This window comes from Pseudomonas libanensis (genome assembly GCF_001439685.1).
GTDB lineage: Bacteria > Pseudomonadota > Gammaproteobacteria > Pseudomonadales > Pseudomonadaceae > Aquipseudomonas > Aquipseudomonas libanensis.
This window is the reverse complement of the sequence record NZ_JYLH01000002.1, coordinates 1-25,778: the sequence shown is the minus strand read 5'-3', so window position 1 is coordinate 25,778 and position 25,778 is coordinate 1. Positions and strand designations below refer to the sequence as shown.

20 protein-coding genes are annotated in these 25,778 nt (G+C 58.2%); 5 read left to right on the top strand and 15 right to left on the bottom strand.

All coding sequences use genetic code 11. The annotated features are described in order from the left end of the window. Positions 1-116 precede the first annotated feature (116 nt). The gene (locus tag TU73_RS02835) at positions 117-4,898 is read left to right on the top strand and encodes a DUF8038 domain-containing protein (RefSeq protein WP_156421192.1); all 4,782 of its coding nucleotides are present in this window, start codon (positions 117-119) and stop codon (positions 4,896-4,898) included. A 41-nt stretch (positions 4,899-4,939) separates the two neighbouring features. Here the strand turns inward: TU73_RS02835 and TU73_RS02830 are convergent, their stop codons facing one another. The 5 genes from TU73_RS02830 to TU73_RS02810 all read right to left on the bottom strand — a co-directional run bounded on the left by TU73_RS02830 (position 4,940) and on the right by TU73_RS02810 (position 11,507). Beyond that, positions 4,940-5,317 carry a response regulator gene (locus TU73_RS02830; protein ID WP_032897270.1) on the bottom strand — a complete coding sequence of 126 codons (378 nt, stop codon included), beginning with the start codon at positions 5,315-5,317 and terminating at the stop codon, positions 4,940-4,942. Between the two features lie 78 nt (positions 5,318-5,395). Next, on the bottom strand, positions 5,396-6,589 hold the full coding sequence (locus TU73_RS02825) for a hybrid sensor histidine kinase/response regulator (protein ID WP_057010883.1): 1,194 nt from the start codon (positions 6,587-6,589) through the stop codon (positions 5,396-5,398). Beyond that, positions 6,583-7,182 carry a chemotaxis protein CheB gene (locus TU73_RS02820; RefSeq protein WP_057010882.1) on the bottom strand — a complete coding sequence of 200 codons (600 nt, stop codon included), beginning with the start codon at positions 7,180-7,182 and terminating at the stop codon, positions 6,583-6,585. The genes TU73_RS02825 and TU73_RS02820 overlap by 7 nt, the downstream gene beginning before the upstream one ends. After that, positions 7,179-8,009, bottom strand: coding sequence for a CheR family methyltransferase (locus TU73_RS02815; protein ID WP_173664487.1), 831 nt, complete (start codon positions 8,007-8,009; stop codon positions 7,179-7,181). The genes TU73_RS02820 and TU73_RS02815 overlap by 4 nt, the downstream gene beginning before the upstream one ends. Next, a complete protein-coding gene (locus tag TU73_RS02810; RefSeq protein WP_057010881.1) occupies positions 8,010-11,507 on the bottom strand; it encodes a response regulator in 3,498 nt (1,165 codons plus the stop codon). Between the two features lie 258 nt (positions 11,508-11,765). Here TU73_RS02810 and TU73_RS02805 point away from each other — a divergent pair, with 258 nt between their 5' ends. Next, the gene (locus tag TU73_RS02805; protein ID WP_057010880.1) at positions 11,766-12,131 is read left to right on the top strand and encodes a response regulator; all 366 of its coding nucleotides are present in this window, start codon (positions 11,766-11,768) and stop codon (positions 12,129-12,131) included. 152 nt (positions 12,132-12,283) lie between these two features. Next, a complete protein-coding gene (locus tag TU73_RS02800; RefSeq protein ID WP_057010879.1) occupies positions 12,284-13,684 on the top strand; it encodes a DUF1254 domain-containing protein in 1,401 nt (466 codons plus the stop codon). 18 nt (positions 13,685-13,702) lie between these two features. Here the strand turns inward: TU73_RS02800 and TU73_RS02795 are convergent, their stop codons facing one another. The 6 genes from TU73_RS02795 to TU73_RS02775 all read right to left on the bottom strand — a co-directional run bounded on the left by TU73_RS02795 (position 13,703) and on the right by TU73_RS02775 (position 19,071). Continuing rightward, positions 13,703-14,374, bottom strand: a complete 672-nt coding sequence (locus TU73_RS02795; protein ID WP_057010878.1) for a DUF3313 domain-containing protein — start codon at positions 14,372-14,374, stop codon at positions 13,703-13,705. A gap of 125 nt (positions 14,375-14,499) precedes the next feature. After that, positions 14,500-14,994, bottom strand: coding sequence for a hypothetical protein (locus TU73_RS02790; protein ID WP_057010877.1), 495 nt, complete (start codon positions 14,992-14,994; stop codon positions 14,500-14,502). A 180-nt stretch (positions 14,995-15,174) separates the two neighbouring features. Further along, positions 15,175-15,516 (bottom strand): hypothetical protein, encoded by a 342-nt coding sequence (locus TU73_RS02785; protein WP_057010876.1) that lies wholly within the window; start codon positions 15,514-15,516, stop codon positions 15,175-15,177. Positions 15,517-15,620: 104 nt separating this feature from the next. Next, positions 15,621-16,163, bottom strand: a complete 543-nt coding sequence (gene idi / locus TU73_RS27970; protein ID WP_082642535.1) for an isopentenyl-diphosphate Delta-isomerase — start codon at positions 16,161-16,163, stop codon at positions 15,621-15,623. A gap of 83 nt (positions 16,164-16,246) precedes the next feature. Continuing rightward, positions 16,247-17,044, bottom strand: coding sequence for a class I SAM-dependent methyltransferase (locus tag TU73_RS02780; protein WP_057010875.1), 798 nt, complete (start codon positions 17,042-17,044; stop codon positions 16,247-16,249). Then, entirely contained in the window at positions 17,041-19,071 is a 2,031-nt protein-coding gene (locus TU73_RS02775) for a cytochrome P450 (protein ID WP_231984796.1), read from the bottom strand. Before TU73_RS02775 ends, TU73_RS02780 begins: the two co-directional genes overlap by 4 nt. A 552-nt stretch (positions 19,072-19,623) precedes the next feature. Here TU73_RS02775 and TU73_RS02770 point away from each other — a divergent pair. Continuing rightward, the gene (locus TU73_RS02770; RefSeq protein ID WP_057010873.1) at positions 19,624-20,316 is read left to right on the top strand and encodes an aspartate/glutamate racemase family protein; all 693 of its coding nucleotides are present in this window, start codon (positions 19,624-19,626) and stop codon (positions 20,314-20,316) included. Here the strand turns inward: TU73_RS02770 and TU73_RS02765 are convergent. From TU73_RS02765 to TU73_RS02755, 3 genes are all read right to left on the bottom strand, one after another. Continuing rightward, entirely contained in the window at positions 20,313-20,825 is a 513-nt protein-coding gene (locus TU73_RS02765) for a GNAT family N-acetyltransferase (protein WP_057010872.1), read from the bottom strand. The two genes, TU73_RS02770 and TU73_RS02765, sit on opposite strands and share 4 nt — an antisense overlap. Positions 20,826-21,034: 209 nt before the next feature. Next, entirely contained in the window at positions 21,035-22,174 is a 1,140-nt protein-coding gene (locus TU73_RS02760) for a glycerate kinase (RefSeq protein ID WP_057010871.1), read from the bottom strand. Positions 22,175-22,274: 100 nt separating this feature from the next. Continuing rightward, positions 22,275-23,375, bottom strand: coding sequence for a sugar diacid recognition domain-containing protein (locus TU73_RS02755; protein ID WP_057010870.1), 1,101 nt, complete (start codon positions 23,373-23,375; stop codon positions 22,275-22,277). A gap of 158 nt (positions 23,376-23,533) precedes the next feature. On the opposite strand from TU73_RS02755, the gene TU73_RS02750 reads away from it, so the two are divergent. After that, positions 23,534-24,844 carry an MFS transporter gene (locus tag TU73_RS02750; protein ID WP_057010869.1) on the top strand — a complete coding sequence of 437 codons (1,311 nt, stop codon included), beginning with the start codon at positions 23,534-23,536 and terminating at the stop codon, positions 24,842-24,844. A gap of 455 nt (positions 24,845-25,299) precedes the next feature. On the opposite strand, the gene TU73_RS02745 is transcribed toward TU73_RS02750, so the two are convergent. After that, a partial coding sequence (locus TU73_RS02745; protein ID WP_156421191.1) for an integrase core domain-containing protein occupies positions 25,300-25,778 on the bottom strand: 479 nt, incomplete at its 5' end.

The window sequence follows — 25,778 nt, the reverse complement described above, 5'->3', positions numbered from 1 at the left end:
TACGACCTGTCTGTACGGCTCGGTACGCTGTCCGTCTCTAACAAATTGTCATTTATATATAAATAAAAGATGGAATCGACGCCTGTCTTTTTCCACGAAGCGTTAATGCGCTACGTATGAAAAAACACTTCAATGGCATCGACCAGGAAAATCCATCAATGACGACAATCGCTTTCGCTGCTCCTCAATCCCCTTCTGTAGGACTCCCCCCCTCGGGGGACATAACAGTCGCGCCGCCAGCCCCAATCGCTCTCACCCACCCGCCAATAACAAGTACAGCGCCGTTGACAGATGACATTCCCGCGGCCAACGCGGACAGCGAGTTGGCCACGCTGTTTGCGCAAACGGTGAAAAAGCACATATCCAGCAATCAAGACCCACGCAAAGTAACGGTTGAGAATATCCCTGCGACGTCAACCTACGGAAAATGGCGAACGCATCTTCACAACATTCTCCAAAGCGCTGAGATGAAGCGGTGGGCAGCCGAGAAAAATATTGTGCTGTCAAAGCGAACCATGATCGATGTCAATAACGGTACCCTGATCATTCCGGGAGCGTTCGGCTTTGGAACCGTCGATTTAAAGGACTTTGCTGGGCGCGAGGTGCTCATGAGCGCCGCTAAAACGCTAGCCCCCTTGGGCGGCTTTATTTCAGTCGGTACAGAGACCACGGCGAGCATGTCAGAAATCGCCGGGTTTCACGGTAAACCTATACCTATCAATGATTCCCTCCCCCAGGCTGAGCAAACAGCGAGCATCACGGCGTACGCCGAAGGATTATTGCAGACACCCTTTACATACGCAGAGACGCATAGTCCTTTCAAAGAAGACTTAAACGTTCAAAAATCGCAACTGGGTGACTTGAACAATCGAAGCGCCTTGAGTGCACAACTCGTTGGAAGTCTGGTTGCAAAGCTTGAAACAGCATCCAATAGCGCTAATGCCTTTAGCTCTGACGTACAACGCTCCGCCCCTTTCACTGACGCCCAACTAAAGATTTTTAAAGAGATCGTATTCCCCGTAGATCCCGAGTCATCCTATGCTCGAGAACACAACCTGGGCCCCAAAGACGCTGTCAGCCTGCACCAGTACATGGTTGACGAAGGTATAACGATTCCGACGAACTACGATGAATTGATGATGGTGGCAAAAGCCCTGCGCCGAGCGCCGCCGATCAAGCCTACCTTGGGTGATCTGGGTGGAGCGCTTTCATCGCCTACGCTATTGAGCATTGAGGATCAGCGCCAGCTTCACGCCATAATTCGTCATGTATTGAAAGATGAACCAGATGACAACTTGTTGGCACATTGGACCCGGAACTTGGCCAACGTCAATGACGATCCTCACAGTCTGCTCGCCGATATTCTCAAGACAACTCAGGCACGAGGAATGGGGGCCTCAGCCGAAGCCAAGCTGGGCGAACTGGCCTCACCTACATCGCTGCAAGAGTGGATGCTTGCGGCGCTTTCGCTCTCATTGGAACAGGACCTGCACCGGTTTTCGCCCACCTCGGCGAGAACCACAGCTGCGGGATTCAACTTCGCCGACGCAGAGTTATCGGGCAAGAGTGCGTCCTTTATAAGAAACGCGATGGCTGATCACCTGGTCAAGATGAAAAAAGCCACGCCTCAGACCGCGGCGCTCGCCGTGGCCGTGCTGTTATCTCGCAAGGCGCCACATCTCTTGATCAAAGATGTACCTGAGCAGGTGACGTTCGGCTCACATACATGGGTGAGTTTTACGACCGCAGTAGCGCGTCTTGAAGCCCAGGCGCCGGGCTCAACCAGCAAGATGACGTTTGCACAGGTCATGAGCCAGGCAGACGAGATACCGCTCACTTCAGAAGAACGGCTCGTTGAGCATCGCGCCCAAAACGATGCACTCAAAGACTGGGGCGTTGCCCAAGGCATCATTGCTGTAAAGCCTGACGATGCCTATACAGACTCGGAGATGGAGGACGTACATCGCGCATTTAAATTGCAAGTGACTGAGCTGAGCGCAGCCTCCACAGCGTTTGCAACACAGATGCCTGAGTTTCATAACAAGGTAATGGAAAAGTTACTGTCGTTATTGCCGCACTTGTCCCGGGAAGAACTTCTAGAAAAATGCATCACCCGCGACAGTTCCAAGTACGACTTTCCTGGCCCTTATTCGGTATTGGATTTATTCCTTACGAACCGACTCGGGCCTAGCGACTCACAATGGCGGTCAAGCAATAAAAAAATAAGCTTGCCGGCTATTCGTGCAGGATTGAGCACTGAACGTTCATTGGTATCAGATCTAAAGGCTGAATTTGAACGGGAGTTTTCCGCCTACGTTGATAGCTATGAAGCCGCCATCGCTGCGCAAACCAAACATTTGATCGCCTCATTGCCCATCGCTGACCGTAAGATGATCGAATACGGGCAGCTCACCGTTGCTCAACAATTTACCGTCTACCGCCCCCATACGACTGGCGTTTTAACAAACTTACCCAGGAATGAGTCAAAGATTTTTTTGCGCAGCACCCTCGACGGAAAAACACAGACTTATGAAATTGACTGGCAAAAAAACACCATCCTGAAACGGGATGATATGAATGATTTCAAAATCGGTCCTGTGCCGAGCAAGAGAGCCCCTATACCCAAGGGAATGAAACTTGGAGATTCCTTTGAGCTCCTGGCGCCAGTAAGTCCTCCTGATGGACATACAGAAAAATCACTCGACCAGACAAACGCTGTGCATCCTCCAAAAAGTTACTTTAGCGAGAGGACACGGTATATCGCGGGTGCCAAGTTAAAACTTGTCGACGTTCAGTCGTATAAAAAAATGGCTCAAGGCATGACGACGTTCGAGACCGAAGAGACTATCAACAAGAAAGTAGGCGAATTCTTCCTTAATCTTGTTCCACTTTACTCTGCCATCGATAATTTTTCGAAAGGTAATATCGGCGCCGGCATCACTGACTTGGCTCTTGATGCCCTGGGTTTTTTTGTCGCCCTCGGCGCTGCCGCAAAAGGCGCCAAAGCGCTGAACACAGGGGCGTCCGCGTTTCGACACCTCACGCGTGGGGCAAAAATCCTGACGCGTGCCGTCGTCAGCTCGCTCAACCCATTGGACGGCGCAGGCGCGTTGCTGAAAACCCTGGGAACGGGCGGAAAACAACTCGCCTCACTCGGCGCCAGAAAATTCATCGAATGGGCCATGTCCGGGGCTGACAAATATGATGTGATAAAAAAGATCTTCAGTAACTTCGACGCCGGAGCGATAGGCACCGCCAAGATTAATGGAGAAATTGCAGAAGTCGCAGCGGTGACATGGAACGGCCATTGGTATGCCTTGGACCCTGTCACCCTAAAACCTCGGGGCCTGCCGCTAAAGGACTTCCTGCCGTCCCCCCGAATAGAAGTGGATGATTTCAAAAAATGGGCGACCGCCAGCTCTTCCTCCTCCGGGCGCACCATCAGCGATGATGTGATCAAGCAATGGAATAAAGCTGTTAATGCTCATCGGGGCAAGACAGATTTTGATGATGGTTACCGCATTGGCGACGCGAACAATGTTCCAGGCTTGTCAAAAGCAAAAAAGCCGGCTGACTTTATGTCATTGGTCAATAACGGCGACTTCACAGCTGAGCAAGTAGGGATCATTGTCAGAAAATACGATGAATATGCTTACGAGTTTGGTAGGCGTGGTGCCGCCCGCTTCACAGATAATATAGAACCGCGCTTCGGGACTGTGTTTCCCATACCGCAATCTTCTTATATAGGCATGACATCCCAGTTGTCTGAAGGCCAATGCGCCGCCTTCTCGCGCTTAATGGCGACGGCCATGGAGGAAGGAAAGGACATAACCTTTATTAAGAACCTGTATACCGCCGCGGCTTTCCCCTCGGACCCGGCGTGCAGGCGCTTCATCGAAAATCTGAATAAGCTACAGCAAAGAACTCAAACCAAAACCGCCTTCTATGCCGGAAAAACCTCGGAACTCCTGTCTGTAGAGGGCATGGTAAAAAAACTGGACGGTCTTACGCCCCCCAAATCCATCATGATCGACGCGCCGGGCCATGCAATGGCCGCCGGTGTTAAAATCGAAGATGGCAAAAAAGTATTTTGGTTTAACGACCCTAATTATGGACTGGCAAAATTCGAGAGCTCAGACTTCATGCACGCGGGCCTGGATAAACACGTCCGCGACAAAAAACTGGACGTACCCTATAAAACTCACGGTACCGATCGAAACCAGTTAGAGTTCAATGTTTTTGAACACGACAACGAGTGGCGGAAAAAAAACAACATATTCGATTCCGAGGTTGTCGAGCTGTATGACAAACCCTTGATCCCCTCAGGCCAGCCACGTGCCCTTTCCAGCCGAGAGCTGCAATTGAATTGGGAGAAACTGCACTCGAACCCGGACAATCAAGGGCTGATCTGTTATGAGGCGTCCATGCGTGTGGGGCAAGCTGAAAAAACCCTTTCGCCTGAAGTATACGATACCGTCAAAGCTGCCACAGGCCGCGACGGTGGTACCAACTACTCAACCCGTTATCTCGAACTCATGGGCATCAAGCCCGACGGCATAAAAACCACTTTCAACCCCGCCGAAATTACCGAGTCCGGGTTTCTCAATTTCAAGCATGCCAATGAGGGGGGGGACTTTGCCCACACTGTCTATATACAAAAAGCCAATAACAACGAGTTAATCCTTTTCAATACCAATAGCCCGGACCTGGATTTGGCAATGCTCAAGAGTGGCCATCCTCTTAAGCAAAGCGGCGGAATGACGGTCTACAAAATCAGCGGTGGCGACCACAAAGGTCTTCAAGATTTTATCGATGGGCTCGGCGGAAAAGTCGGTTGGCAGTATGCGTACACGCCAGCCAGCCAGCTAAACGCAAATGTTAAGAAGGCAAAAAGTTGAGTCACTGAAGTACACGGCGTCCTGATTGGGCGCCGCACTCTTCATGCGAGCAAACGCTGGATATGCTCCTGCAACGTATCCAAATCAAACGGCTTGGCCAAGATGGGCGCATTACGCGTGATCGGGCTGTGGCAGTCGAGAATCTCCTGCGGGTAGCCGCTGATAAAGATCACTTTCAATTCCGGGCGCAATTTGATCGCAGGTTCGGCGATCTGCACCCCGGAAATCCCGCCAGGCAGGCGATAGTCGGTGACCATCAGGTCCAGGTGCGGCTTGGTCGCGAGGATTTCGAAGGCCTGCTCCCCATCGATCGCCTTCAAGACCCGGTAGCCCAAGCCTGCCAGGTACTCACCCAGCACAAACATAATGGATTCGTCGTCCTCGACGATCAGTACGACATCTTGCGCATCTTCACTCATGGGAAGCCTTTGTCCGGTCAATTGCTGCTGTTACGACCATGGGGTCACGCAGAGGTTGCGTCGAGGTGACGATTGATTTCACTCGGCCGCTTCAAGGGGCAGGCACACGCGAAACAGCGCGCCCTCGCCTATCCGGCTCTCGACCTCGATGGTGCCGCCATGGGCCGCGACGATCTGCTCGGAAATAAACAAACCCAGGCCCAGGCCCGCTGTCACGTGGTTGGCGCAGACCCGCTCGAACTGCTGGAAAATGCGCTTCTGGTTCTCTTCGCTGATACCGATGCCATGGTCACGCACCTCTACCCGCGCTTCGCCATGCTCGCTATACACCCGCACTTCCACCGGGCTCTTGGCCCCGTAGCGCAGGGCGTTGGTCAGCAGGTTGGTGATCACCTGCTCGATCCGGAACTCGTCCCAATTGCCTTCCACCGCTTCGTCAGCCTGCAGTTGCATCGAGGACTCCGCGGCCGCCACTTGCGGTGCGAAGTTCTGCACCAAGTTGCGCACCAGTTGGCTCAAGTCACAGCGGGCCGGGCGGATCGACAGCTTGCCGGTGCGAATGCGCGACACGTCGAGCATATCCTCGATGAGGCGGATCAGGCTCTGGATCTGGCGTTCATCGCGGTCGACCATGGCGTGCATCTTGTCCAGCGTAAACGCCGCGGCGTTGTCCCGGGCCAGGTGCATCTTGCGCAGCTGGGTCTCCAGGATCAGCCCGTTAAGGGGCGTACGCACTTCGTGGGCGACAATCGACATGAAGTCGTCACGCATGCGCACAGCTTGCTCCAACTCAGCCTGCGTGGCCTGCAGGCGCGCCAGCAACAGTTCCTGCTCGCGGCGGCTGCGCTCCAGCTCTTCCACTTGCAGCTTCATGGCCTTGCTCTGGCGATACAGGTCGACGAACACATTGACCTTGCTCTTGACCGCGTGGATATCCAGCGGCTTGTGCAGGAAATCCACGGCGCCGCTTTCATAGCCCTTAAAGGCGTAATTGAGTTCGCGGCCGGCGGCGCTGACGAACACGATCGGGATGTTCTTGGTCTTTTCGGTGCCGCGCATCAGTTCGGCCAGCTCGAAACCGTTCATGCCGGGCATCTGCACGTCGAGGATCGCCATGGCGAATTCGTGTTCCAGCAACAGGGACAACGCCTCGTCGGCACTCAATGCCTTGAAGACCTGGCGATCCTCGCGCTTGATCAGCGCTTCGAGAGCCAGCAGGTTTTCCGGCAGATCGTCAACGATCAGCAGTTTGGCCTGGACAGTACTTAACATGGGTAGGGTTCCAGGGAAGCCAGCAATGAGCCGATACGGCCCAAGGAAAGAATATGGTCAGGTGTGTGTAAGGCCAGGGCGGCCAGGGGCATCACGGCCATGCGCGCCTCCTGGGGGTCCTGGACGACGGTAGTGCCGCCCGATTGCTTGACGTGGGCCAGGCCGCTCGCGCCGTCCTGGTTGGCGCCGGTCAACAGGATCGCGAGCAGGCGCGGCCCATACACGTCGGCAGCCGAGGCAAACAGGTAGTCGATGGCGGGCCGGGAGTGGTGCACGCGGTCCTCCTGGCTCAGGGACAGGCTACGGTCATGCTCCACTGACAGATGATAGCCGGGGCTGGCAAAGTACAAGGTGCCCGCCTCCACCGGCTCTTTGTCCCGGGCTTCCTTGACCGGAATGCTCAGGCGCCGCGCAAAGACTTGCGCAAGTTGGCTGCGGCGCTCATCCGGCAGGTGCAGCACGGCAATGATCGGCAAGGCGAAGGTGTCTGGAAGTTGGCCAAAAATCGTCAGCAGCGCCTCGACGCCGCCGGCGGAAGCGCCGACGACGATGGCTTCAATCCCGTGTATCCGGGTGTCTGGCGTGTCACTCATGATTTTCGGTAGATCCGTTCCTGTTTGACCAAGGGTTCGAATTGCTTGCTGTAGGCGGAAAAATCCAGGGTTTCCTTACTGCCCAGCACCAGGAAGCCGCGATGACACAACGACTCATGAAACAGCCCAAACGCTCGATCCTGCAACTTCTTATTAAAGTAAATCAATACGTTGCGACATGAAATTAATTGAGTTTCCGAGAAAACACTGTCGGTGGCCAGGCTGTGATCAGCAAAGGTAACGTTCTCGCGCAGGGTCTTGTCGAAGATCGCGTAATCGTAAGCCGCTGTGTAGTAGTCGGCAAATGAACGGTGCCCGCCGGCTTGCTGATAATTGGCGGTATAGGCGCGTACGTTCTCCAGGGAGAAGATGCCCTGCTTGGCTTTGTCCAACGACGCCGGATTGATGTCCGTGGCATAGATGATCGTGCGTTCCAGCAAGCCTTCTTCACGCAACAGGATGGCCATGGAGTACACCTCCTCCCCCGTGCTGCAACCGGCGATCCAGATCTTGATCGACGGGTAGGTCTTGAGCAGCGGCACCACTTCCCGGCGGATCGCCAGGAAGTGCGACGGGTCGCGAAACATCTCGCTCACCGGGATGGTCAGAAATTGCAGCAACTGCATGAACGCCGCCGGGTCGTGCAGTACACGCTCCTGCAGTGCGGAAATGGTCGCGCAGTCGAACTGGCGCAAGGCATGGGCAACACGCCGCTTGACCGACGCGCCGGAGTAGTCGCGAAAGTCATAGCTGTACTTGAGGTAGATCGCCTCGATCAACAGACGCAGCTCAATATCGCTGTTTTTGTCCAAAAAACACTGTTCCACTTAAATGCGTTCCATCTTCGGTAGCCATACGCGAATCAGTGAGAACAGACGGTCCAGGTCAATCGGTTTGGCCAGGTAGTCATTGGAACCTGCTGCCAGGCACCTTTCCTGATCGTCCTTCATGGCCTTGGCCGTTACTGCAATGATTGGCAGTTTTTTCCAGCGCGGGTCCTGGCGTATCAAGGCGGTGGCCTCGTAACCGTCCATTTCCGGCATCATCACGTCCATCAGTACCAAGTCGATATCCTCGACTTCATTGAGTTTGTCGATGGCCTCGCGACCGTTACGCCCGATCACCACCACCGCGCCCTTGTGCTCCAGGGCGCTGGTCAGGGCGAAGATATTGCGTACGTCGTCGTCCACCAGCAGGATCTTGCGCCCTTCGAAGACCTTGTCGCGACTGCGGGCAGTCTTGAGCATCTTCTGGCGGTCATGGGACAGCTGGGATTCGACTTTGTGCAGAAAGAGTGTGACCTCGTCCAGCAAGCGCTCAGGGGAGCGGGCGCCCTTGATGATGATCGAGCGCGAATACTTGCGCAGTTCGGCTTCTTCATCGCGGGTCAGGTTGCGCCCGGTGTAGACGATCACTGGCGGGAATGAGCAGATGTCCTCGGTGGCCATGCGCTTGAGCAGCTCGTTGCCAAGCATGTCCGGCAGCTTGAGGTCGATGATCATGCAGTCGTAGATATTAGTTCGCAGCAGGTCGAGAGCTTCCTGGGCGAAGCCGACGGCCGTGATCTCGATGTCATCGTCGCCGATCAGGCGGGCAATGCTGTCGCGTTGCAGGTCATCGTCTTCTACCAGCAGTACGCGCTTGACCTTCTGGGTCAGCTTGGCTTCCAGGCGCGCGAACACGTCCTTGAGCTCTTCGCGGGTGGTGGGCTTGACCGCATAACCGATGGCGCCCATGTGCATGGCGGCTTCGACGCGATCTTCCACGGAAATTACGTGCACGGGAATGTGGCGGGTGTTGGCGTGTTCCTTGAGACGCTGCAGCACCGTCAGCCCGGAATGGTCCGGCAGGCGCATGTCCAGCAGGATCGCGTCGGGGATGTATTCCTCAGCGAGGCTGTAGCCTTCGTCGGCACCGTGGGCGACCAGGCAGTGGTAACCCAGCTCATGGGCCAGGTCGAACAGGATACGCGCAAAGTTCGGCTCGTCCTCCACCACCAGGATGCACCGGGTGTTGAACGGGGCTTTTTCGCGGTCATCGGCAAACCGTGGAATCTGCTGGGTGTCTGCCACCGGCAATGGCGAAACCCGCACTGGCATGGGCGCCGGCACGACCACCGCTTGACGCGGTTGCTCCATAGGCGCCGCGTCTTCTTCTCGCTCTACGTATTGCTCAGGCAATACCAGGGTAAAGATGCTGCCCTTGCCCGGCTCACTGGTCACGCTGATATAGCCGCCCAGCAAGGTGGCCAGGTCGCGGGAAATCGACAGGCCCAGGCCGGTGCCGCCGTAACGGCGATTGGTGGTGCCATCGGCCTGGCGGAAGGCTTCGAAGATGCTTTCCTGCTGGTCCGGGGCAATGCCGATGCCGGAGTCGCGCACGGTAAAGGCAATGCCCTCCCCTGGCGCACGGGACACCGTCAAGCTGACCTCACCCTGCTCGGTGAACTTGATCGCGTTGGACAACAGGTTCTTGAGGATCTGCTCCAGGCGCTGGCGATCGGTAAACAGCAGGCTCGGCGAGCCCTCCTGCACATCCACCTGGAAGCCCAGCTTGCGATCCGCCGCCAGCGGTTCGAACATGCCGCGCAGGCCGTCCACCAGACGCACAACGCTGGAGTTCTCCGGGCGCACTTCCAGCTTGCCGGCCTCGACCTTGGAAATGTCCAGGATGTCGTTGATCAGGTTGAGCAAGTCGTTACCCGCCGAGTAGATCGACTCGGCAAACTTGACCTGCTCGGCGCTGAGGTTTTCCTGGGGGTTTTCCGCCAGCAGCTTGGCCAGGATCAGCGAACTGTTCAGCGGCGTACGCAGCTCGTGGGACATGTTGGCGAGGAATTCGGACTTGTATTTGCTGGAACGCTGCAGCTCATCGGCGCGGTCTTCCAGCTCGAGCTGGGCCTGGTTCAACTGGATATTCTTGCGGTCCATGGCGTCGCGCTGCTCGGCCAGGGTCTGGGTCTGTTCGGCCAGTTGCTCGTTGGTCTGTTCAAGCTCGGCCTGCTGGGTTTCCAGGTGGGCCTGGGACTCCTTGAGGATACGCGACTGTTCTTCCAACTCTTCGTTGGCGGTCTTGAGTTCTTCCTGCTGCACTTGCAGCTCTTCATTGAGCTGCTGAGTCTCGGCCAACACTTCCTGCAAACGCTGGCGATAACGGGCAGCTTCGATAGACGTGCCGATATTGCCGGCAATCAGTTCCAGCAGTTCGACATCACGCTCATCCAGCGCCCGCAGGAAGCCCAGCTCGACCACGCCATTGACGCGGTCGTCGTCGCTGGTGGGCATCACCAGCACGCTGCGGGTAGCGCCTTCGCCCAGGCCGGAGCTGACCTTGAAGTAATCCACCGGTACATCGTCCAGGCGAATCAGGCGATCCTGTTGGGCGGCTTGGCCAACGATGCCTTCGTCGCTGTAGATCGACTGCTCCTGTCGCTCCTGCTCGCGGGAGAAGCCATAGGTAGCCACGCGCTTGAGGCCACCATGTTCTTCGCGCACATACAGCGCCGCCACGGCCGAGCCCATGTACTGGGCGAAGAACTGCAGGATATTGCGCCCCAGCATGTTCAGGGTCAGCTGCCCCAGCACTTGTTCGGCCAGCTCAGTCTGCCCATTGCGCAGCCAGGCTTGACGTTCGAGGCGTCGCGCGATCTTTTGTTGGGACGCGAGGTTTGCGCTATAACTCTCTGATAAAGCTACTAAGTTTCTCCTGCCGACATACGCAAGAAATCCACTCAGCCCCAGCACGAAGACCAGGTACAGGGTGACGCTGATCACCGTCGTGCGGGTGACTTCTTCGTTACGGGTGATGCGGAATTGCTGCTCCATCGCCACCGCATCGTCGTACTCCTTGCGAATTTCGTCCGTCAGGCGCTTGCCACGGCCCGCCTTGACCGCATTGCGGTAGTCGCCGTTCTGGCGCTGCATATCAATCATCGACTGGGCGTAGTTGTTCCATTCGACCTGCAACGCTTCCAGACGCTTGAGGCGGTCGACCTGCTGGGGATTGTCCGCCACCAAGCCTTGCAAATTGCGCAGATCGGCAATGATCCGCGGCTTGGCAACCTCGTAGGGGTCGAGGAAATGCTCGTCGCCGGTAATCAGGAAACCGCGCATGCCGGTTTCCAGGTCCACCGTCAGCTTGGACGACTCATTGAGGTTATTGATCACCCGGTCGGTGTGCTCCACCCACTGGATCACCGAGAGCAAATAGGTAATCAGGCAGACGAAAAACACCGCGCTGAGCACGCCCACACCCAAGGGCAGTGCCACGTTTCGGCTCAACAGGGTACGGAAGCTCTTTTCATCGACGGACGACGCGGGAGTCATGGGCATGCCTTGGCCAAGTACGGAAAAACCGGAAGTTTGCCCCAAAGTGGCGCCTGAACGCTATTTTTCTGCGGGGGACGACGGCAAGAAACATCTGCGACGGGCAAAAAGAACGCCAAGCCAACGGCTAGCTGGCGGGACATTCGCTCGCCCAGCGGTCACAATGCCATCAATTGCTTCGGAACTTGCTGGCATTGCCGTCACTCACAATCAAGTTGCCTTTAAGCCCTACGCTCTCACTTTTCAGGAATACCCACCATGCCCGCACCTGCCTCCACCATCCTCGTAGTCGAAGACGACGCCATCGTGCGCATGCTGATCGTCGATGTGCTGGAAGAATTGGAGTTCAAGGTGGTTGAGGCGGCTGACGCTGCCGAGGCGCTCATAGCGGTGCAAAACACCGAGCAGGTGATTGACCTGATGATGACCGATGTCGGCCTTCCGGACATGGATGGCAAGAAACTGGCAAACAAAGCCCGTGAATTGCGCCCCGCCCTGCCCATTCTGTTTGCCAGCGGCTATGCCGAAAACATCGACGTGCCGGCCGGGATGCAGGTCATCGCCAAGCCGTTTTCGATTGATCAATTGCGTGACAAGGTCAAATCCATGCTGCCCGGGGCCTGATTCCTCCCTTACAACCCCCACCTTCTGTGAGTAAGCGCCCGACGAGGCTGAAAAGCGTCGCAGGGATTAACGTGACGTGCGGCCAATAAAACTGGAAACTCAGCGCCTTGCCCCCACGCCCCCTTAAAAGCACTCTGGAAGGACGCTACAACATGATTGGAAAACCGACGCGCCTGCTGTTGGCGAGCCTCTCGATAGTCATCAGTACCGGCGCCTGGGCCGACTTCACCGCCAGCCCCAGTGAAGCCCGTGCCATCGCCAAGGAAGCGTACCTGTACGGCTTCCCGGTGGTGCAGATGTACAAGACGCTCTACACCCAGGCCGTTGATAAAGGCGGTGCCAACTTCAAGGCACCGTTCAACCATATTGGCAACTGCGCCCAGGTGTTCACCCCCAAGGACGCGGCGTTCGCGAGCCCGAACGCCGACACCCCCTGTTCGTTCGTGTGGATGGACCTGCGCAAAGAGCCTCTGGTACTGACCCTGCCCAAAATCGAAGACGACCGCTACTACTCGGTGCAGTTGGTCGACCTCTATACCCAGAACTTCGCCTACCTGGGCACCCGCAGCACCGGTAACAACGGTGGCCACTACATGGTTGCCGGGCCTGACTGGAAAGGTCAGCAACCGGTGGACATCGACCGCGTGGTCTACAGCGAAAGCAATATCGCCTACGCCCTGTACCGCACGCAGCTGTTTGATGACAAGGACTTGGGCAAGGTCAAACAGATCCAGAGCGGCTACAAAGTCCAGCCACTGAGCCGCTATGTGAAGCAGCCTGCCCCGCCCAAAATGCCGAAGATCGAATGGCCCAAGCCAACGGCGACCATGACTGACGGCCCGCAATTGTTTCGCTACCTGAACTTCATGCTGGCTTTCGCTGCGCCCCAGGACAGCGAAAAGGACTTGCTGGCACGCTTCGCCAAGATCGGTGTCGCCCCGGGCGCGCCTTTCAAGGTCAACCAGTTGACCGCCGAGCAACGCAGGGCCCTGGAGGAAGGTATTGCCGATGGCCGCGCCGAATTTGCCGCGTTCAAGAAGGACAAGGTCGACATCCACCAGGTGCGCCGCGGTGACTTGTACGGCAGTCGCGACCGCCTGCAAAACAACTACCTGTACCGCTACGCCGGCGCCGAAATGGGCATGTTCGGCAACTCCAGCGATGAAGCCGCTTACCTGACCTACCTCCTCGACAACGAAGGCAAGCCAGCCAATGGTGCGCGCCACAGCTATACCGTGCACTTCGCCAAAGATCAGTTGCCGCCGACCGACGCGTTCTGGTCGCTGACGATGTATGACGGCAAGACCAAACTGCTGGTGCCTAACCACAAGACGCGCTACCTGATCAACTCGCGGATGCTACCGGCCCTCAAGCGCGACGCCGACGGTGGCCTGACCCTGGCGTTGCAACACCACGAGCCACCGAAGGCGGAACAGAGCAATTGGTTGCCGGCCCCGCCCGGCCCGTTCTACGCGATCTTGCGCATCTACCTGCCTAAGCCCGAGGTGGGTAACGGCCAGTGGAAGCTGCCCCCGCTGACACCGCTGAAGTAACACCACGGGCCGGCTGGGTCAGCGCTTTTTCAGGCGCAGGTAGGATTGATGCAGGTCCGAGGCCCAGCCATCAATCACGCTTTTCACATCGTCGGCCTTCATCACCTGCGAGTCATTGGCCAATGGCTTGCCGGTGCCTTTGCGCACCACCTGGGCCACCACTTTATTGCTGGCGCCATCGAGGAACTGCGCCTCGGTGCCCAAGGTGGTTTCCTGGTCACGAATCCCGGTGCCGGTACTCACCGCCGCCGCAACCAGGGCCACGGGTACGAACTCATAGGGTTTGAGGCCTTCGGTCTTGCTGCTGACGGCGGTGATCGCCGCACGCACCACCATCACCCCGGGGCCGGGAGCGTTGGCCAATGGCAGCGACTTGGCCAGCTCGCGCTTGAGGGCCTGGTTGAAGTAATCGTTGATACCGCGCAGGGTGCTGTCTGGAATCTTCGTGGTGGCCTGGGGCTTGGGGTAGAACTGGGTGGGTTCGATATACACCGAGGTATACCGGCTCAGGTCCAGTTGCGGATCAACCCAGCGCATCACCTCCGCCCCCGACGGTGACTTGGCCTCCTTGAGCTGGCTGTAGTTGGAAAGGAACCCTGAATACTCGTCCGGTTGCGGCACCTTGCTCGCGCAACCGGCCATGCCGAGTGAGGCGACGCACAGCGTGCTGATCATTAGCCCTAGCTTCATCGTGGAACTCCCTGGCGACCATCATCGTGATGAATGAGTTGTAGGTATAGCCAATGCTTGGCAAATACACCTAATTTAACGCGTCGCCAGTCATGAGTTATTTACCTGCGATTAAAGCGTGCAGGTCAGGCTCGCTCGCGTGGGATCAGGCTCTGCAACTGCGAGGCCAGGAAGTTGGCGTCGAAACCGAAGGTGTCGGGGTCTTTGAGGCCGTTGGTTTTCTTCCACAGCCAATCGTTCTTATCGGCCGGCAGTACCAACGACACGCTGCCATGGCGAGCGGCGGTGAGCCCCATTACCGCTACCGAAATCAAACCGCCGGCACCCATGACGTCCGGCACGAACTCAACACTTTTGCCGGTGATGTGTACGGTGAGTTTCTCGCTCTTGAAGGGCGAACTCTCCACCGGCACGCTCGGGCCGCTGGCGGTGTAGGCCTCACGCTGGACTTCCAGTAAGCCTACGGTCTTCACTGGCTCCAGCCACTGTTCGATCTGCTGGAACAACTCGCCAAGCTTTTGCGTCCAGCGCGCCGACTGCAGGTCGAACTGCTGTTTTTTATGCGCTTCGCTATCGGCGTAATGACGAAGCATCTCGCCCAGTTGCTGTACGTCGTCCATTGCGGATTTCCTTGGGGTTGGTAGGTTGCCAAGCGTGATCATGGCAGATGCAGCTGCCTGGCGTATGACTAAACGCTTGGCCTGCCCAGGGCGTGGGTCGCCGTGCACAGTTGGATCAATTTCAATCCAGGCGGCCCGCCCTCAAGTGAATGCAAGGGTACTCAGCGTGGTTGACGGCAGCTAGACCCGGGCTGCCGGGGCGGGGGCCGGGTAATACGCCACGGCGGAACGGTGAACCGCACGTTTGTTAACATAGGCGCCGTAGTCGATATGCAATACCTTCGACTTGGGAAGTTGCTGCTTATCAAGCTCCAGTTCCATGGGTTGCTGCAAACGTTCTTCTTCCAGGGTCAGGTAAATCGCGATGCCATGCCCCTCAGGCGTACGCAGGAAGAACACTACTTCTTGCCCTTTTTCAACGTCAGGAATCGCTGGCGCGGTTATTTTGAGCTTATCGTCGGTCTCGGTAATGTCGGCAGCGGGCAGGCCGTCAAAGCTAAGAAAGTCGTATGAATTGGGCATTTTGCAATCCTCATCATGTCAATGGATCAAGCCACCAAAAAGTGGGCTTGTCCCACTATTAACAGGGGAAAAACGCTTATCGTCTACTGTCATAAATAACAGGTTCATACGTGTCGTGACGGTGTATCGAACGAAGGATGCTCCGATAGAAGGCGCCCCCACTGCATTCGAAACCATGGAGTGAACTGCGCATGGGAATCTAAAAGCTGTGCTGAGATTTCGGCTCGAGTCTGCCACTTGATCTCGCTGACTTCGTCAATCGCCGGCGAAACTGCAGCGTCAGATCGAGCCACCAACACATGACACAGTTCGTGCTCCGCACCAATCGAACCAAAGCAGGCATGGTACTCAAAACTATATAGAGCGTGACATGAAGCCGAGACGCCCAACTCTTCGCGCAGACGCCGAGAGGCGGCAGTCAGGATCGTCTCGTCAGGTGCCGGATGACTGCAGCAAGCATTCGACCAGAAACCCGACCAGAGCATTTTACCCGCAGCACGACGCTGAAGCAGATGACGCCCGCGACTGTCGACCAAATGCACTGAAAATGCGCGATGAAGCTGTCCCGTGCCCAGGTGTGCATCGCGTTTGGCACACACTCCGATCTGTACATCCTGTGCGTCAACTAACACTACATCATTGGTCATTGTGTATTTCCTTCGGTGCAATGCACGCGTGCGCTCGCGCAGGTTTGTCAGTGTGCGGAAGGCGCCATGCCTTTTGCTTAACGTTAGAGAACTTGCCCCCAGGCGCTGACGAATGTCAGGGCTGCGTCGCTGAACGCGGGATCAGCACGCAGGTTGATCATGGCATCAAGGTCGTCCTGGGTGACCAGCCCGAGTTTCAGCAGTGCCGGCCCCGCCTGGGCGGTGGTTGCAGCCCAGAACGTATCGGCCGGGCTGTTGTCGCCGATGCGGCCTTCGAAGGTGCGATGACCCACGTTGGAAAGTCCCTGAGCACTTAATCGGCCGGGTAGCGTTTCGGCCCAGAGCATGTCGGAACCGATCGACTGCTCCAGAAGCGTGATTCCGGCTTGGGCGACTTTGCGGAACAACGGATTCGCAGTATTCAAGCTCGGTTGCAGGCTCACATCCTCTATCACCAACCAGCCGCCCGGGCGGACCCATCTGACGGCCCGCGCCAATATGTGTTCGCGTTCGCTGAGGTGGCACAGAAGCGCACGAGCGTGCACCACATCAAAGGAGGCTGCAGGAAAATCATCGGTCCTGGCGTTATGGGTAACCACCTGAATGCCGGGAATATCGAGCAGGAATCGGGTGTCGATATCGGTGGCAGTGACGGTTGCGCCGGGATACTGCTTGCTCAGCCAACCGGCGAGCGATCCGGCACCGGCGCCGAGATCGAGGATGGCAGGTTTGCGCGGAAGATCCAGCCAATCGAACGCTGCTTGGCTCAGCGGGTCAAAGACCCGCTCCAGGGTACGCAGCCGTGCTAGCTGATCTGCGTGCTGATCCGCAAGATAGCTGTTGGTGTAGCCGCGCTCTTCAATGGACTCAATAGTGGTCACAGGACGACCTCCAGTTGTTCAGGGCAACGATTGAGGAATCCGCGCTCGGTGGGTTTGAACCCTGGCGCCCAACGCAGGTTTGGAAAGGCATGTAGCAGCATGCGTGCGCCGATCGTGATCTCCATCCGTGCCAGCATGGATCCCAGGCAGAAGTGGCGCCCCGCGCCGAAGGCGAAATGGCTGGTCGCCTGTTCGATGCGTGACATATTGAAGGCGTCCGGGTCGCTGAATTGGTCCGGGTCACGGTTGGCCGAACCGATAAGACAGGCCAGGGTCGCGCCCGCAGGAATCGTTCCTGACGGCAGTTGCAGCGCTTCACGGGCCTCCCGGAGCACAAGTTGCAAAGGCGGGTTGCGTCGCAGGGTTTCGGCGAGCGCGCTATCCATCAAATCTGGATCAGCCATCACCGCCTCCTTGACGCCCGGCTCGTCCAACAAGTTGACAATGAGATTCGCCAGCGCACCGTGACTGGTCTCGCTACCGGCAGTCATGAGGATCGCGCAGTAGGACCGCACGAATGCTTCGGACAAGGGTTGATCGTCAATCCGTGCCGCCAGGAGCTGTGAGATCAAATCGTCTGTGGGTTCAGCACGGCGAGCGTTGATGTGTGGCTGGATGAAGTCGTAGAAACTGTCGCGGTTGGATAACCCGCCGTTCAACAGTGCCGGATCCTGTCGATAATTGCCCATATAGGCAAAGCCGATGGCACACCAACGCTTGAGCTGTTCCACTGCCTCAGGGGTTTCGGCCGGGAGACCCAGCGCATGAGCCATCACTCGCACTGGCAGCGCTGCGGTGAAATCGGCGATGAGGTCCACCTGAGATCGGCCTTGCATGCGCATCAGCAGGTCTGAGGTTACCGAGATGATGGATGCTTCAAGCGCCGCAAGGGCCTTGCTGCGAAACGAAGGGCTGAGCAATGCTCGATGCTGAGCGTGTTCACACCCATCCATAGTGACAATCGTGTGTCCCAGCAGCGGTCCAATCTGCCAGGTGTAGTTATTGTTGCTCGCCCCCGGGTGGGTCAATGCGGCTTTGACATCCACATGCCGACTGACCAGCCATACATCGGTGGGCTCGTCGTAGGCGATCGGTAGAGTGGTACGCAACAGCTCATACAAGGGGTACGGATCGATTTCGAATTGGCGGGACTTAAGAGTCGGTGGGGTAAGTTTCAGGTCCACCTGTCGGTTATTCCGTGGCGTAGTATCGGCGGCGTTCAGGTGATAGCGAGAAACGCTCCGGTGCCAGTCGCCCGCTGCCCGCACAACCTGCCGTAGTCGGTTCGGGTCAGTGGCGGCGCCCGCGCGGTGATTTACCTGCTGGGCGGCGATCGCAGTGAAGTCCGCAACCGCCGTGTTCACCATTTGATGGGCGGACTCAATCGCAGTCGGCCAATCCGCACCGGCGGTGTCCGCAAGTATCGATACCAGGTTGTAACGCTCACCACACGCCACATCCTTGGCAAGCGAATGGATATCGTTGGTCCAGGCAATGATATTGGCGGCGTGTTCACGCAGCGTGTTCCACCCGTCAATGTCAGCTTCGTGCTCGTACGGGTCGAGCGTTTCGGCCGCATCGATGAGATCGAAGAAGAACAATGCACCAAACGAATCCCGACGCAAGGGCAGATACTCGACCAGCGTGAACGCCGAGTCGGTTTCGCGCAACCGCACCTGCGCCGCTTGCGCGCGTAGATGTTGGATCAAATGTCCCACGCACCTATGCCGCCAACCATCGCCTCCCCAGTATTTGATCTGGGGCCACAGATCATCGACCAGAACAGCCAGCATCGGGTCCTCAAATTGACTGGTTTCACCTGGCGGAACGGTACCCTCGCTCTCGGTCGCAGCCTGCACGGCGCAGATGAAACGCTCCAGCGCACCGTTTTCCGCCCATGGCCCATCATCAATGCGGTCATCAAGGATAAGTGCCCACAGGTACCAGCACACCAGAATTTCGGCTCGGTGCGTGGGTGCCCTACCGCACAACGCCATTCCCAGCTCGAGCAGTGGGGTGGTGTTCAACCGATGCGCACCGCGACGGCCGATCAAGTGGTATCGCTGCGCCCAAGCGAGAGCATGTGTGCGCAATCGCTCACTGTCGGGACGCGGCGCCGGACCGGCAAAAGGAAGCCGGATCTGGGGAATAATGAGTGTTGTCGATGGTAGGTGACCGCTGGGGCTGTTGTCGGGATCACCTACGGGGTCTGGCGGTACCATGAAGAGCTCCTCGTGAATCAACTTTCAATAAGATCTGACCTTATCGAAAATCAACATCTCCAGATGTGGGGGTTATCTGACCGTTACCTGCCAATGGCAACCCTTCGGGTAGGGCAAAAGGAATGTATTCAATGTGCACGCTCAGTACTGATTGACCGTTGGTGCCGATTAGATACACGCATCGGGTCAAAATATACTGTCATTTCTCACAGGTATGGACGAGTCCGCTCAGCACCTGGCCAGTGGTTGGTCATCAACGTAGTTCGAACTGCTCCGGTGAATTGGCTGGCAACTGCGTATGACTAATCAGCCTTCGATGGGTAAGGTGACATCACATCCCCTTATCCGGAGCATCGCATGCGCACCATCGGCCTTATCGGCGGCATGAGCTGGGAGTCCAGCGCCGAGTATTACCGCATCATCAACCAGCGGGTGCGCGACCAACTCGGCCCGCTGCGGTCGGCGCAGATGTTGATGTACAGCGTGGACTTCGGCCCGGTGGAGCAGGCCCAGCATGCCGGGCGCTGGGACGATACCGCGCTGATCCTGGAAGACGCCGCGCGCCGTTTGCAGGCCGGGGGCGCCGAGTGCGTGGTGCTATGCACCAACACCATGCACTTGGTGGCGCCGCGTATTGAAGCGGCGGTGTCGATTCCATTCCTGCATATTGCCGACGCCACGGCGGTCGCGGCCGTGGAGGCCGGAACCTTGACAGTAGGCTTGCTCGGCACCGCATTTACGATGGAGCAGGACTTCCTTAAGTCCCGCCTCGCCGCTCAAGGCCTGACCGTTCTGGTACCGGACGCGGATGAACGCCGAGATGTACACCGGATCATCTATGAAGAGTTGTGCGTAGGGGTCATCAGTGACGCCTCTCGCCGGGTCTACCAGCGCGTAATCAAAAGCCTCGCCGCTCGCGGTGCCCAGGCGATCATCCTGGGCTGCACTGAAATCTGCCTGCTGCTCCAGCCCGAACACAGCGACCTGCCATTGCTCGACACCACCGCACTGCATGCGCAGGCTGCGGTGGCGTTTGCCCTGGCGGATTAAGCCGACCTGCGCAGGCGCGCCATGCTCAGGGTGTCTACAAACACACCGTCACGCAGGGCGTAATCGCGCAACGTCCCCTCCACTTCGAAGCCGAACTTGCGATAAAGGTTATGCGCCGCCTCGTTGTCGGCGTAGACCGTCAGTTCCACGCGGTGCAGGTTCATCCAGTTGTCGGCCACATCCAGCGCGGCAGTCAGCAGCCGCGAGCCTACGCCCTTGCCCTGCCAGGCAGTCGCCACGCCCATGCCAAACGAACCCACATGACTCTGGCGTACGCGCAGGTACTGCTCCAGCCCCAGCTGACCAATGACCTCACCGCCGTGCAATGCTACCAGCTGTAGTCGCCGCTCATTATCCATCACCAGGCGTTTGCGCCAGACTTCAACTGACTGGAAAGGCATTTGCAGCACCTGACGGCACACGGCCGGTTCGTTGTAGAGCGCGGCGACGCCCTCAAGGTGGGCCTCGGTAAAGCGCTGGATCACGATATGGGGTTCAGGTGTGTGCATTGCGTTTCATCCTATGAAAGACAAGTGGCCGGCCAGTGTAGAAGCAAAGCTGTACGTCTGACGAGCCCAGAGCTTTCCCACATCGTCAACTGCACCCTCCTGCATCTGAACGATGGCGATCAAACCTGACAGCACCGATATTCAGCCCTGGGCCTGCAACGCCTGGCCCAGCATCAGGACATCGCGCCTGATTGAGGCCAGCGGCGGGCTCACCCTACTGATGCAAGGCGCCACACCCGCGCGATATCCGCAGCTCGCTCACGCAACAGACGCGGAGCCTCACGGCAGGCCTGCTCCAGGCTCATCGGCCCCGACGGCAAGGCAAATGCCGCATCCACGCCATAGGCGTACATCTGCTCGTAACCCTCGCCCAATGTGCCGGCGATCACGATAACCGGTACGCCATGCTGCTGGGCGATACGCGCGACGCCGAACGGGGTCTTGCCGCGCAGGGTCTGGGCGTCGAAGCGGCCCTCACCGGTGATGACCAGGTCGGCGCCGCGTACGGCGCCATCGAGGCCGACCAGTTCGGCCACCACCTCCACCCCTGGGCGGAACTGTGCACCGAGAAAGGCCTTGGCGGCGAAGCCCAGGCCACCAGCGGCGCCGCTGCCCGGTTGGTCACGTACATCGTTGGTCAGTACCTGGGCGCAGTGGTCGGCGAAGTGGCCGAGGGCGGCGTCCAGTTGGGCCACTTGCTCGGGGCTCGCACCTTTTTGCGGGCCGAAAATCGCCGAGGCGCCGTGGGGACCGCATAGGGGATTGTTGACGTCGGCGGCAATCTCAAAACGCACCTGGGCCAGGCGTGGGTCGAGCGTATCAAGGCTGATACGCGACAGACGCGCCAACGCCAGGCCACCTGGGGGCAGTGGCTGACTGGCTGCGTCAAGAAGTTGCACGCCCAGGGCTTGCATCGCGCCCGCTCCGCCGTCATTGGTAGCGCTGCCGCCAATCGCCAGGATGATACGTTGCGCCCCGGCATCCAGGGCGGCGCGGATCAATTCACCGGTGCCATAAGTGGTACTGGAACACGCGTCGCGCTGCCCCGGCGCGACCAATTGCAAGCCGCTGGCCTCGGCCATTTCGATTATCGCGGTATGGCTGTCGGCCAACCAGCCCCAGTGCGCCTCAACGGAGCCGCCCAGTGGCCCTTGCACCCTTTGCCGATGCAGTTCGCCATTGCACGCGGCGAGTACTGCCTCCACCGTTCCTTCACCCCCATCGGCCATCGGGCATTGGGCCAACTGTGCATCCGGCCAGACCTGGGCCAACCCCTCGGCAATCGCGTGGGCAACCCCTGCGGCACTCAGGCTGTCCTTGAACGAGTCGGGGGCAATGATGATCTTCATGATGGGTTTTCTCCGGTTTTTATAACGCCCATGCTGCCAGTTGGCTGGGGTAATGACGCCGGTCCGATGCACAAGTGTGGCTGGGGTTTGTTGGTCATTTCTACAAAGTCTGGGGCAACAACTGCACGCCCAGGTACAGGGCCAGCATGCCGTCAAGGGTCAACGGGTCAACACCGCTGAGTTCGGCAATGCGCTCCATGCGGTAACGCAGGCTGTTGCGATGGATGCCCAAGGCATCAGCGCACGCCTGGCTTTGCCCGTCGTGCTCGCACCAACTGCGCAGGGTGGCCAGCAACTGCCCGTTGCTGTCCTTGGCCAGCACCTTGCGTAATGGGTTGAGCAATTCGTCCAGGGCGTCATCGTTGCGATGACGCCAGAGCATGACGGGCAGGCGATAGCGGTTGAGGGTCAACAGCCGCAATTGCGGGAGGATATCGCGACCGTAAGCGAGCAGGTCACTCACTCGCCGATAACACCGGCGCAGCCCCTCCAAGCCTTCAGCTTGCCCGCCGACCGCAACGCGCAGGATGTTCCAACCCAGGCCGTCGAGTTTTTCCAGCAAGCGGGGGTTGTCAACCTGCACCGCGGCAGGCCGGCACCACAGCAGGGAAAACTGCGCGGGGCTGACACACCAACTGTCCGGGTAACGGCTGCTGAGCCAAGTACTCAAGCCTTCCGCCGTTTGGCCCGGGCCCAGTTCGAACAGGTACGGCGTGCGCGACAGCTGCGGCTTGAGACCCAGTTGCCGGGCTTCGTCTACCAGGCGCGGGGAGTCGCCACTGTCCGCCAGCAGCAAGGCCAGCAGATCATCGCAGCGCTGGCGCCGCCATTGCTGCTCGGCTTGCTGATGGCGATGGCTGACCAGCATTTCAGCGGTCATGCGCACCAGTTCGGCATAGGTGCGCAGCCCGTCCGGTTCACCGGTGATACCCAGTACGCCGATCAGGCGTTGATCATGCAGCAACGGCAGGTTGATGCCCGGCTGCACGCCCTTGAGATGCTTGGCGGTCTGACCATCGATCTCCACCACCCGCCCGTTGGCCAGGACCAGTTGCGCGCCTTCGTGGCGGGTATTGATGCGCTCCGGCTCGCCGCTGCCAAGGATCAGGCCCTGGCTGTCCATGACGTTGACGTTATAGGGCAGGATGGCCATGGTGCGATCGACAATCTCCTGCGCCAAGGCGTGATCGAGCTCGAACATGGGGTTAATTCCCTAAAAACAGGTTGTTCACTGGCACAGCGCAAAGCCTGCTTCGCTGTGCGCCAGCACAAAGACAGTCGCCCATCACGTCATCGAGACTGTCGGGGCGGTCAACGTTAACCTCGCACCGCGAAAAATCATAATAAAGAGAGATTCCCATGTCACAGAGCGCCACTGCCGCACTGGCCAGCGATGACGATAAAAACGCCATCTACAAGCGCATCACCCTGCGCCTGATCCCCTTCATCTTTATCTGCTACCTGTTCAACTACCTGGACCGGGTGAACGTTGGCTTTGCCAAGTTGCAGATGCTCGATGCGTTGAAATTCAGTGAAACCGTATACGGCCTGGGTGCCGGGATTTTCTTCATCGGTTACGTGCTGTGTGGCGTACCCAGCAACCTGGCGCTCACCCGGTTCGGGCCACGGCGCTGGATCGCGTTGATGATGATCGTGTGGGGCACCCTGTCCACCTGCCTGCTGTTTGTGACCACGCCGACGCATTTCTACACGTTGCGCCTGTTTACCGGTGCCGCTGAAGCCGGTTTCTTCCCCGGTGTGGTGCTGTACCTCTCGCAGTGGTTCCCGACCTTCCGCCGCGGACGGATAATGGCACTGTTCATGTCGGCTATCCCGGTGTCCGGCTTGCTCGGCAGCCCCTTCTCCGGCTGGATTCTCAACCACTTTGCCGCCGGCCAAGGTGGCCTGGCGGGCTGGCAGTGGATGTTTCTGCTGCAGGGCATCCCGACCGTGATCCTCGGCGCCCTCGCCTACTTCCTGCTCAGTGACAGCTTCGCCAACGCCAAGTGGCTCACGCCCCATGAACGTGCAGTGCTGGAGGCCGACCAAGCCACGGACCTGGCGAACAAGCCGAAAACCACCAGCGACTCCCTGGCCGAAGTGTTCAAGAACCCGGCGATCTGGGCATTTGGCCTGATCTACTTCTGCATCCAGAGCGGCGTGTATGCGATTAACTTCTGGCTGCCGTCGATCATCAAGAACCTGGGTTTCAGCGATAACCTGGTGATTGGCTGGCTCAGTGCGATCCCGTATCTGCTGGCGGCGGTGTTCATGTTGCTGGTGGGCCGCTCTGCCGACTTGCGCAAGGAACGTCGCTGGCACCTGGTGGTGCCGATGCTGATGGGTGCCATCGGCCTGCTGATCGCGGTGAACTTCTCCACCACACCGGCCATCGCCATCCTCGGCCTGACCATCGCTACCATGGGCGCCCTTACCGGCCTGCCGATGTTCTGGCCGGTGCCTACCGCCATGCTCAGCGCAGGTGCCGCGGCGGGTGGCCTGGCGTTGATCAACTCCATGGGGCAGATGGCGGGCTTTCTCAGCCCGTATATCGTGGGGTTTGTGAAAGACGCCACCGGGTCCACGGACGTGGCGCTGTACCTGCTGGCGGCAGTGATTGTCGCCGGGAGTGTGCTGGCGTTGCGCATGACGCGGACCTTGAAGGCCTGACGCGGTTTAATGTGTGAGGGGACTTGCTCCCGATGATTTAGTGTCAGTGAGCGCATCTGTGACTGAACAACCGCCATCGGGGCATAGGTATCTACACAACTTCGGCACGAGGCTAAATCTGTGGCGAGGGAGCTTGCTCCCGTGACGGGCTGACAGCCGACGCTGATCTAGCTGACGCACCGCGATCCAAATGTGGGAGCTGGCTTGCCTGCGATGACGGCCTGCCAGCCGATGCCAATCTACCTGACACCCCGCAATCAAACTGTGGGAGCGGGCTTGCTCGCGAAGGCGGCCTGACAGGCGACACAGCTATACCGGGTACATATCCATTCCTGCGGTAACGGCCACTTAGGGTTCCGCTCTGACAGCGGGTCACTTTGGAAAAGAGCCCCAAAGTAACCAAAGGGCTCTTGCCCCCGGCGTTTTTCAAGGTAGTTGTCGCGTCAACCGTTCTGCTATGCCGCTTTTTGTTCGGTCTGCTGTTCCCGATCCGGATTCAGCAACACCGTTCCTACCGGTTCCCAGTTACGTGTTTGCCCTGACCACCGTTCAGGTCTTTTCCGGCGCTCCCGCTCATACAGCTCATGGCGCAGTGCCAGGATCTGATGATCTTTCCCTCCATGGCGCTCTGATGGGGTGACGAAGCGGATCCGGCTGTGCCGGTGTTCGCTGTTGTACCACCGCATAAAATCCCTCACCCAAGTCCGTGCAGCGTCCAAGCTGGCGAAGCCTTCCAAGGGCCATTGCGGGCAGTACTTCAGTGTCCTAAACAGTGATTCCGAGTACGGGTTGTCATTGCTCACGCGGGGACGACCGCGAGAAGGCGTGATGCCCAGCTCATACATTTTGCTTAACAGCGTCACCGATTTCATTGGCGCTCCGTTATCAGAGTGCAACACCAAGGGCTCACGCAGGCACTTCTCATTGATCACGC

Bases quoted from the DNA above. Each gene is read 5' to 3' on its own strand.
- TU73_RS02805 (WP_057010880.1), top strand. From the start codon at position 11,766: ATGCCCGCACCTGCCTCCACCATCCTCGTAGTCGAAGACGACGCCATC.
- TU73_RS02800 (WP_057010879.1), top strand. From the start codon at position 12,284: ATGATTGGAAAACCGACGCGCCTGCTGTTGGCGAGCCTCTCGATAGTC.
- idi (WP_082642535.1), bottom strand. From the start codon at position 16,163: ATGACCAATGATGTAGTGTTAGTTGACGCACAGGATGTACAGATCGGA.
- TU73_RS02785 (WP_057010876.1), bottom strand. From the start codon at position 15,516: ATGCCCAATTCATACGACTTTCTTAGCTTTGACGGCCTGCCCGCTGCC.
- TU73_RS02760 (WP_057010871.1), bottom strand. From the start codon at position 22,174: ATGAAGATCATCATTGCCCCCGACTCGTTCAAGGACAGCCTGAGTGCC.
- TU73_RS02790 (WP_057010877.1), bottom strand. From the start codon at position 14,994: ATGGACGACGTACAGCAACTGGGCGAGATGCTTCGTCATTACGCCGAT.
- TU73_RS02835 (WP_156421192.1), top strand. From the start codon at position 117: ATGAAAAAACACTTCAATGGCATCGACCAGGAAAATCCATCAATGACG.
- TU73_RS02765 (WP_057010872.1), bottom strand. From the start codon at position 20,825: ATGCACACACCTGAACCCCATATCGTGATCCAGCGCTTTACCGAGGCC.
- TU73_RS02795 (WP_057010878.1), bottom strand. From the start codon at position 14,374: ATGAAGCTAGGGCTAATGATCAGCACGCTGTGCGTCGCCTCACTCGGC.
- TU73_RS02810 (WP_057010881.1), bottom strand. From the start codon at position 11,507: ATGACTCCCGCGTCGTCCGTCGATGAAAAGAGCTTCCGTACCCTGTTG.
- TU73_RS02770 (WP_057010873.1), top strand. From the start codon at position 19,624: ATGCGCACCATCGGCCTTATCGGCGGCATGAGCTGGGAGTCCAGCGCC.
- TU73_RS02820 (WP_057010882.1), bottom strand. From the start codon at position 7,182: ATGAGTGACACGCCAGACACCCGGATACACGGGATTGAAGCCATCGTC.
- TU73_RS02830 (WP_032897270.1), bottom strand. From the start codon at position 5,317: ATGAGTGAAGATGCGCAAGATGTCGTACTGATCGTCGAGGACGACGAA.
- TU73_RS02750 (WP_057010869.1), top strand. From the start codon at position 23,534: ATGTCACAGAGCGCCACTGCCGCACTGGCCAGCGATGACGATAAAAAC.
- TU73_RS02825 (WP_057010883.1), bottom strand. From the start codon at position 6,589: ATGTTAAGTACTGTCCAGGCCAAACTGCTGATCGTTGACGATCTGCCG.
- TU73_RS02755 (WP_057010870.1), bottom strand. From the start codon at position 23,375: ATGTTCGAGCTCGATCACGCCTTGGCGCAGGAGATTGTCGATCGCACC.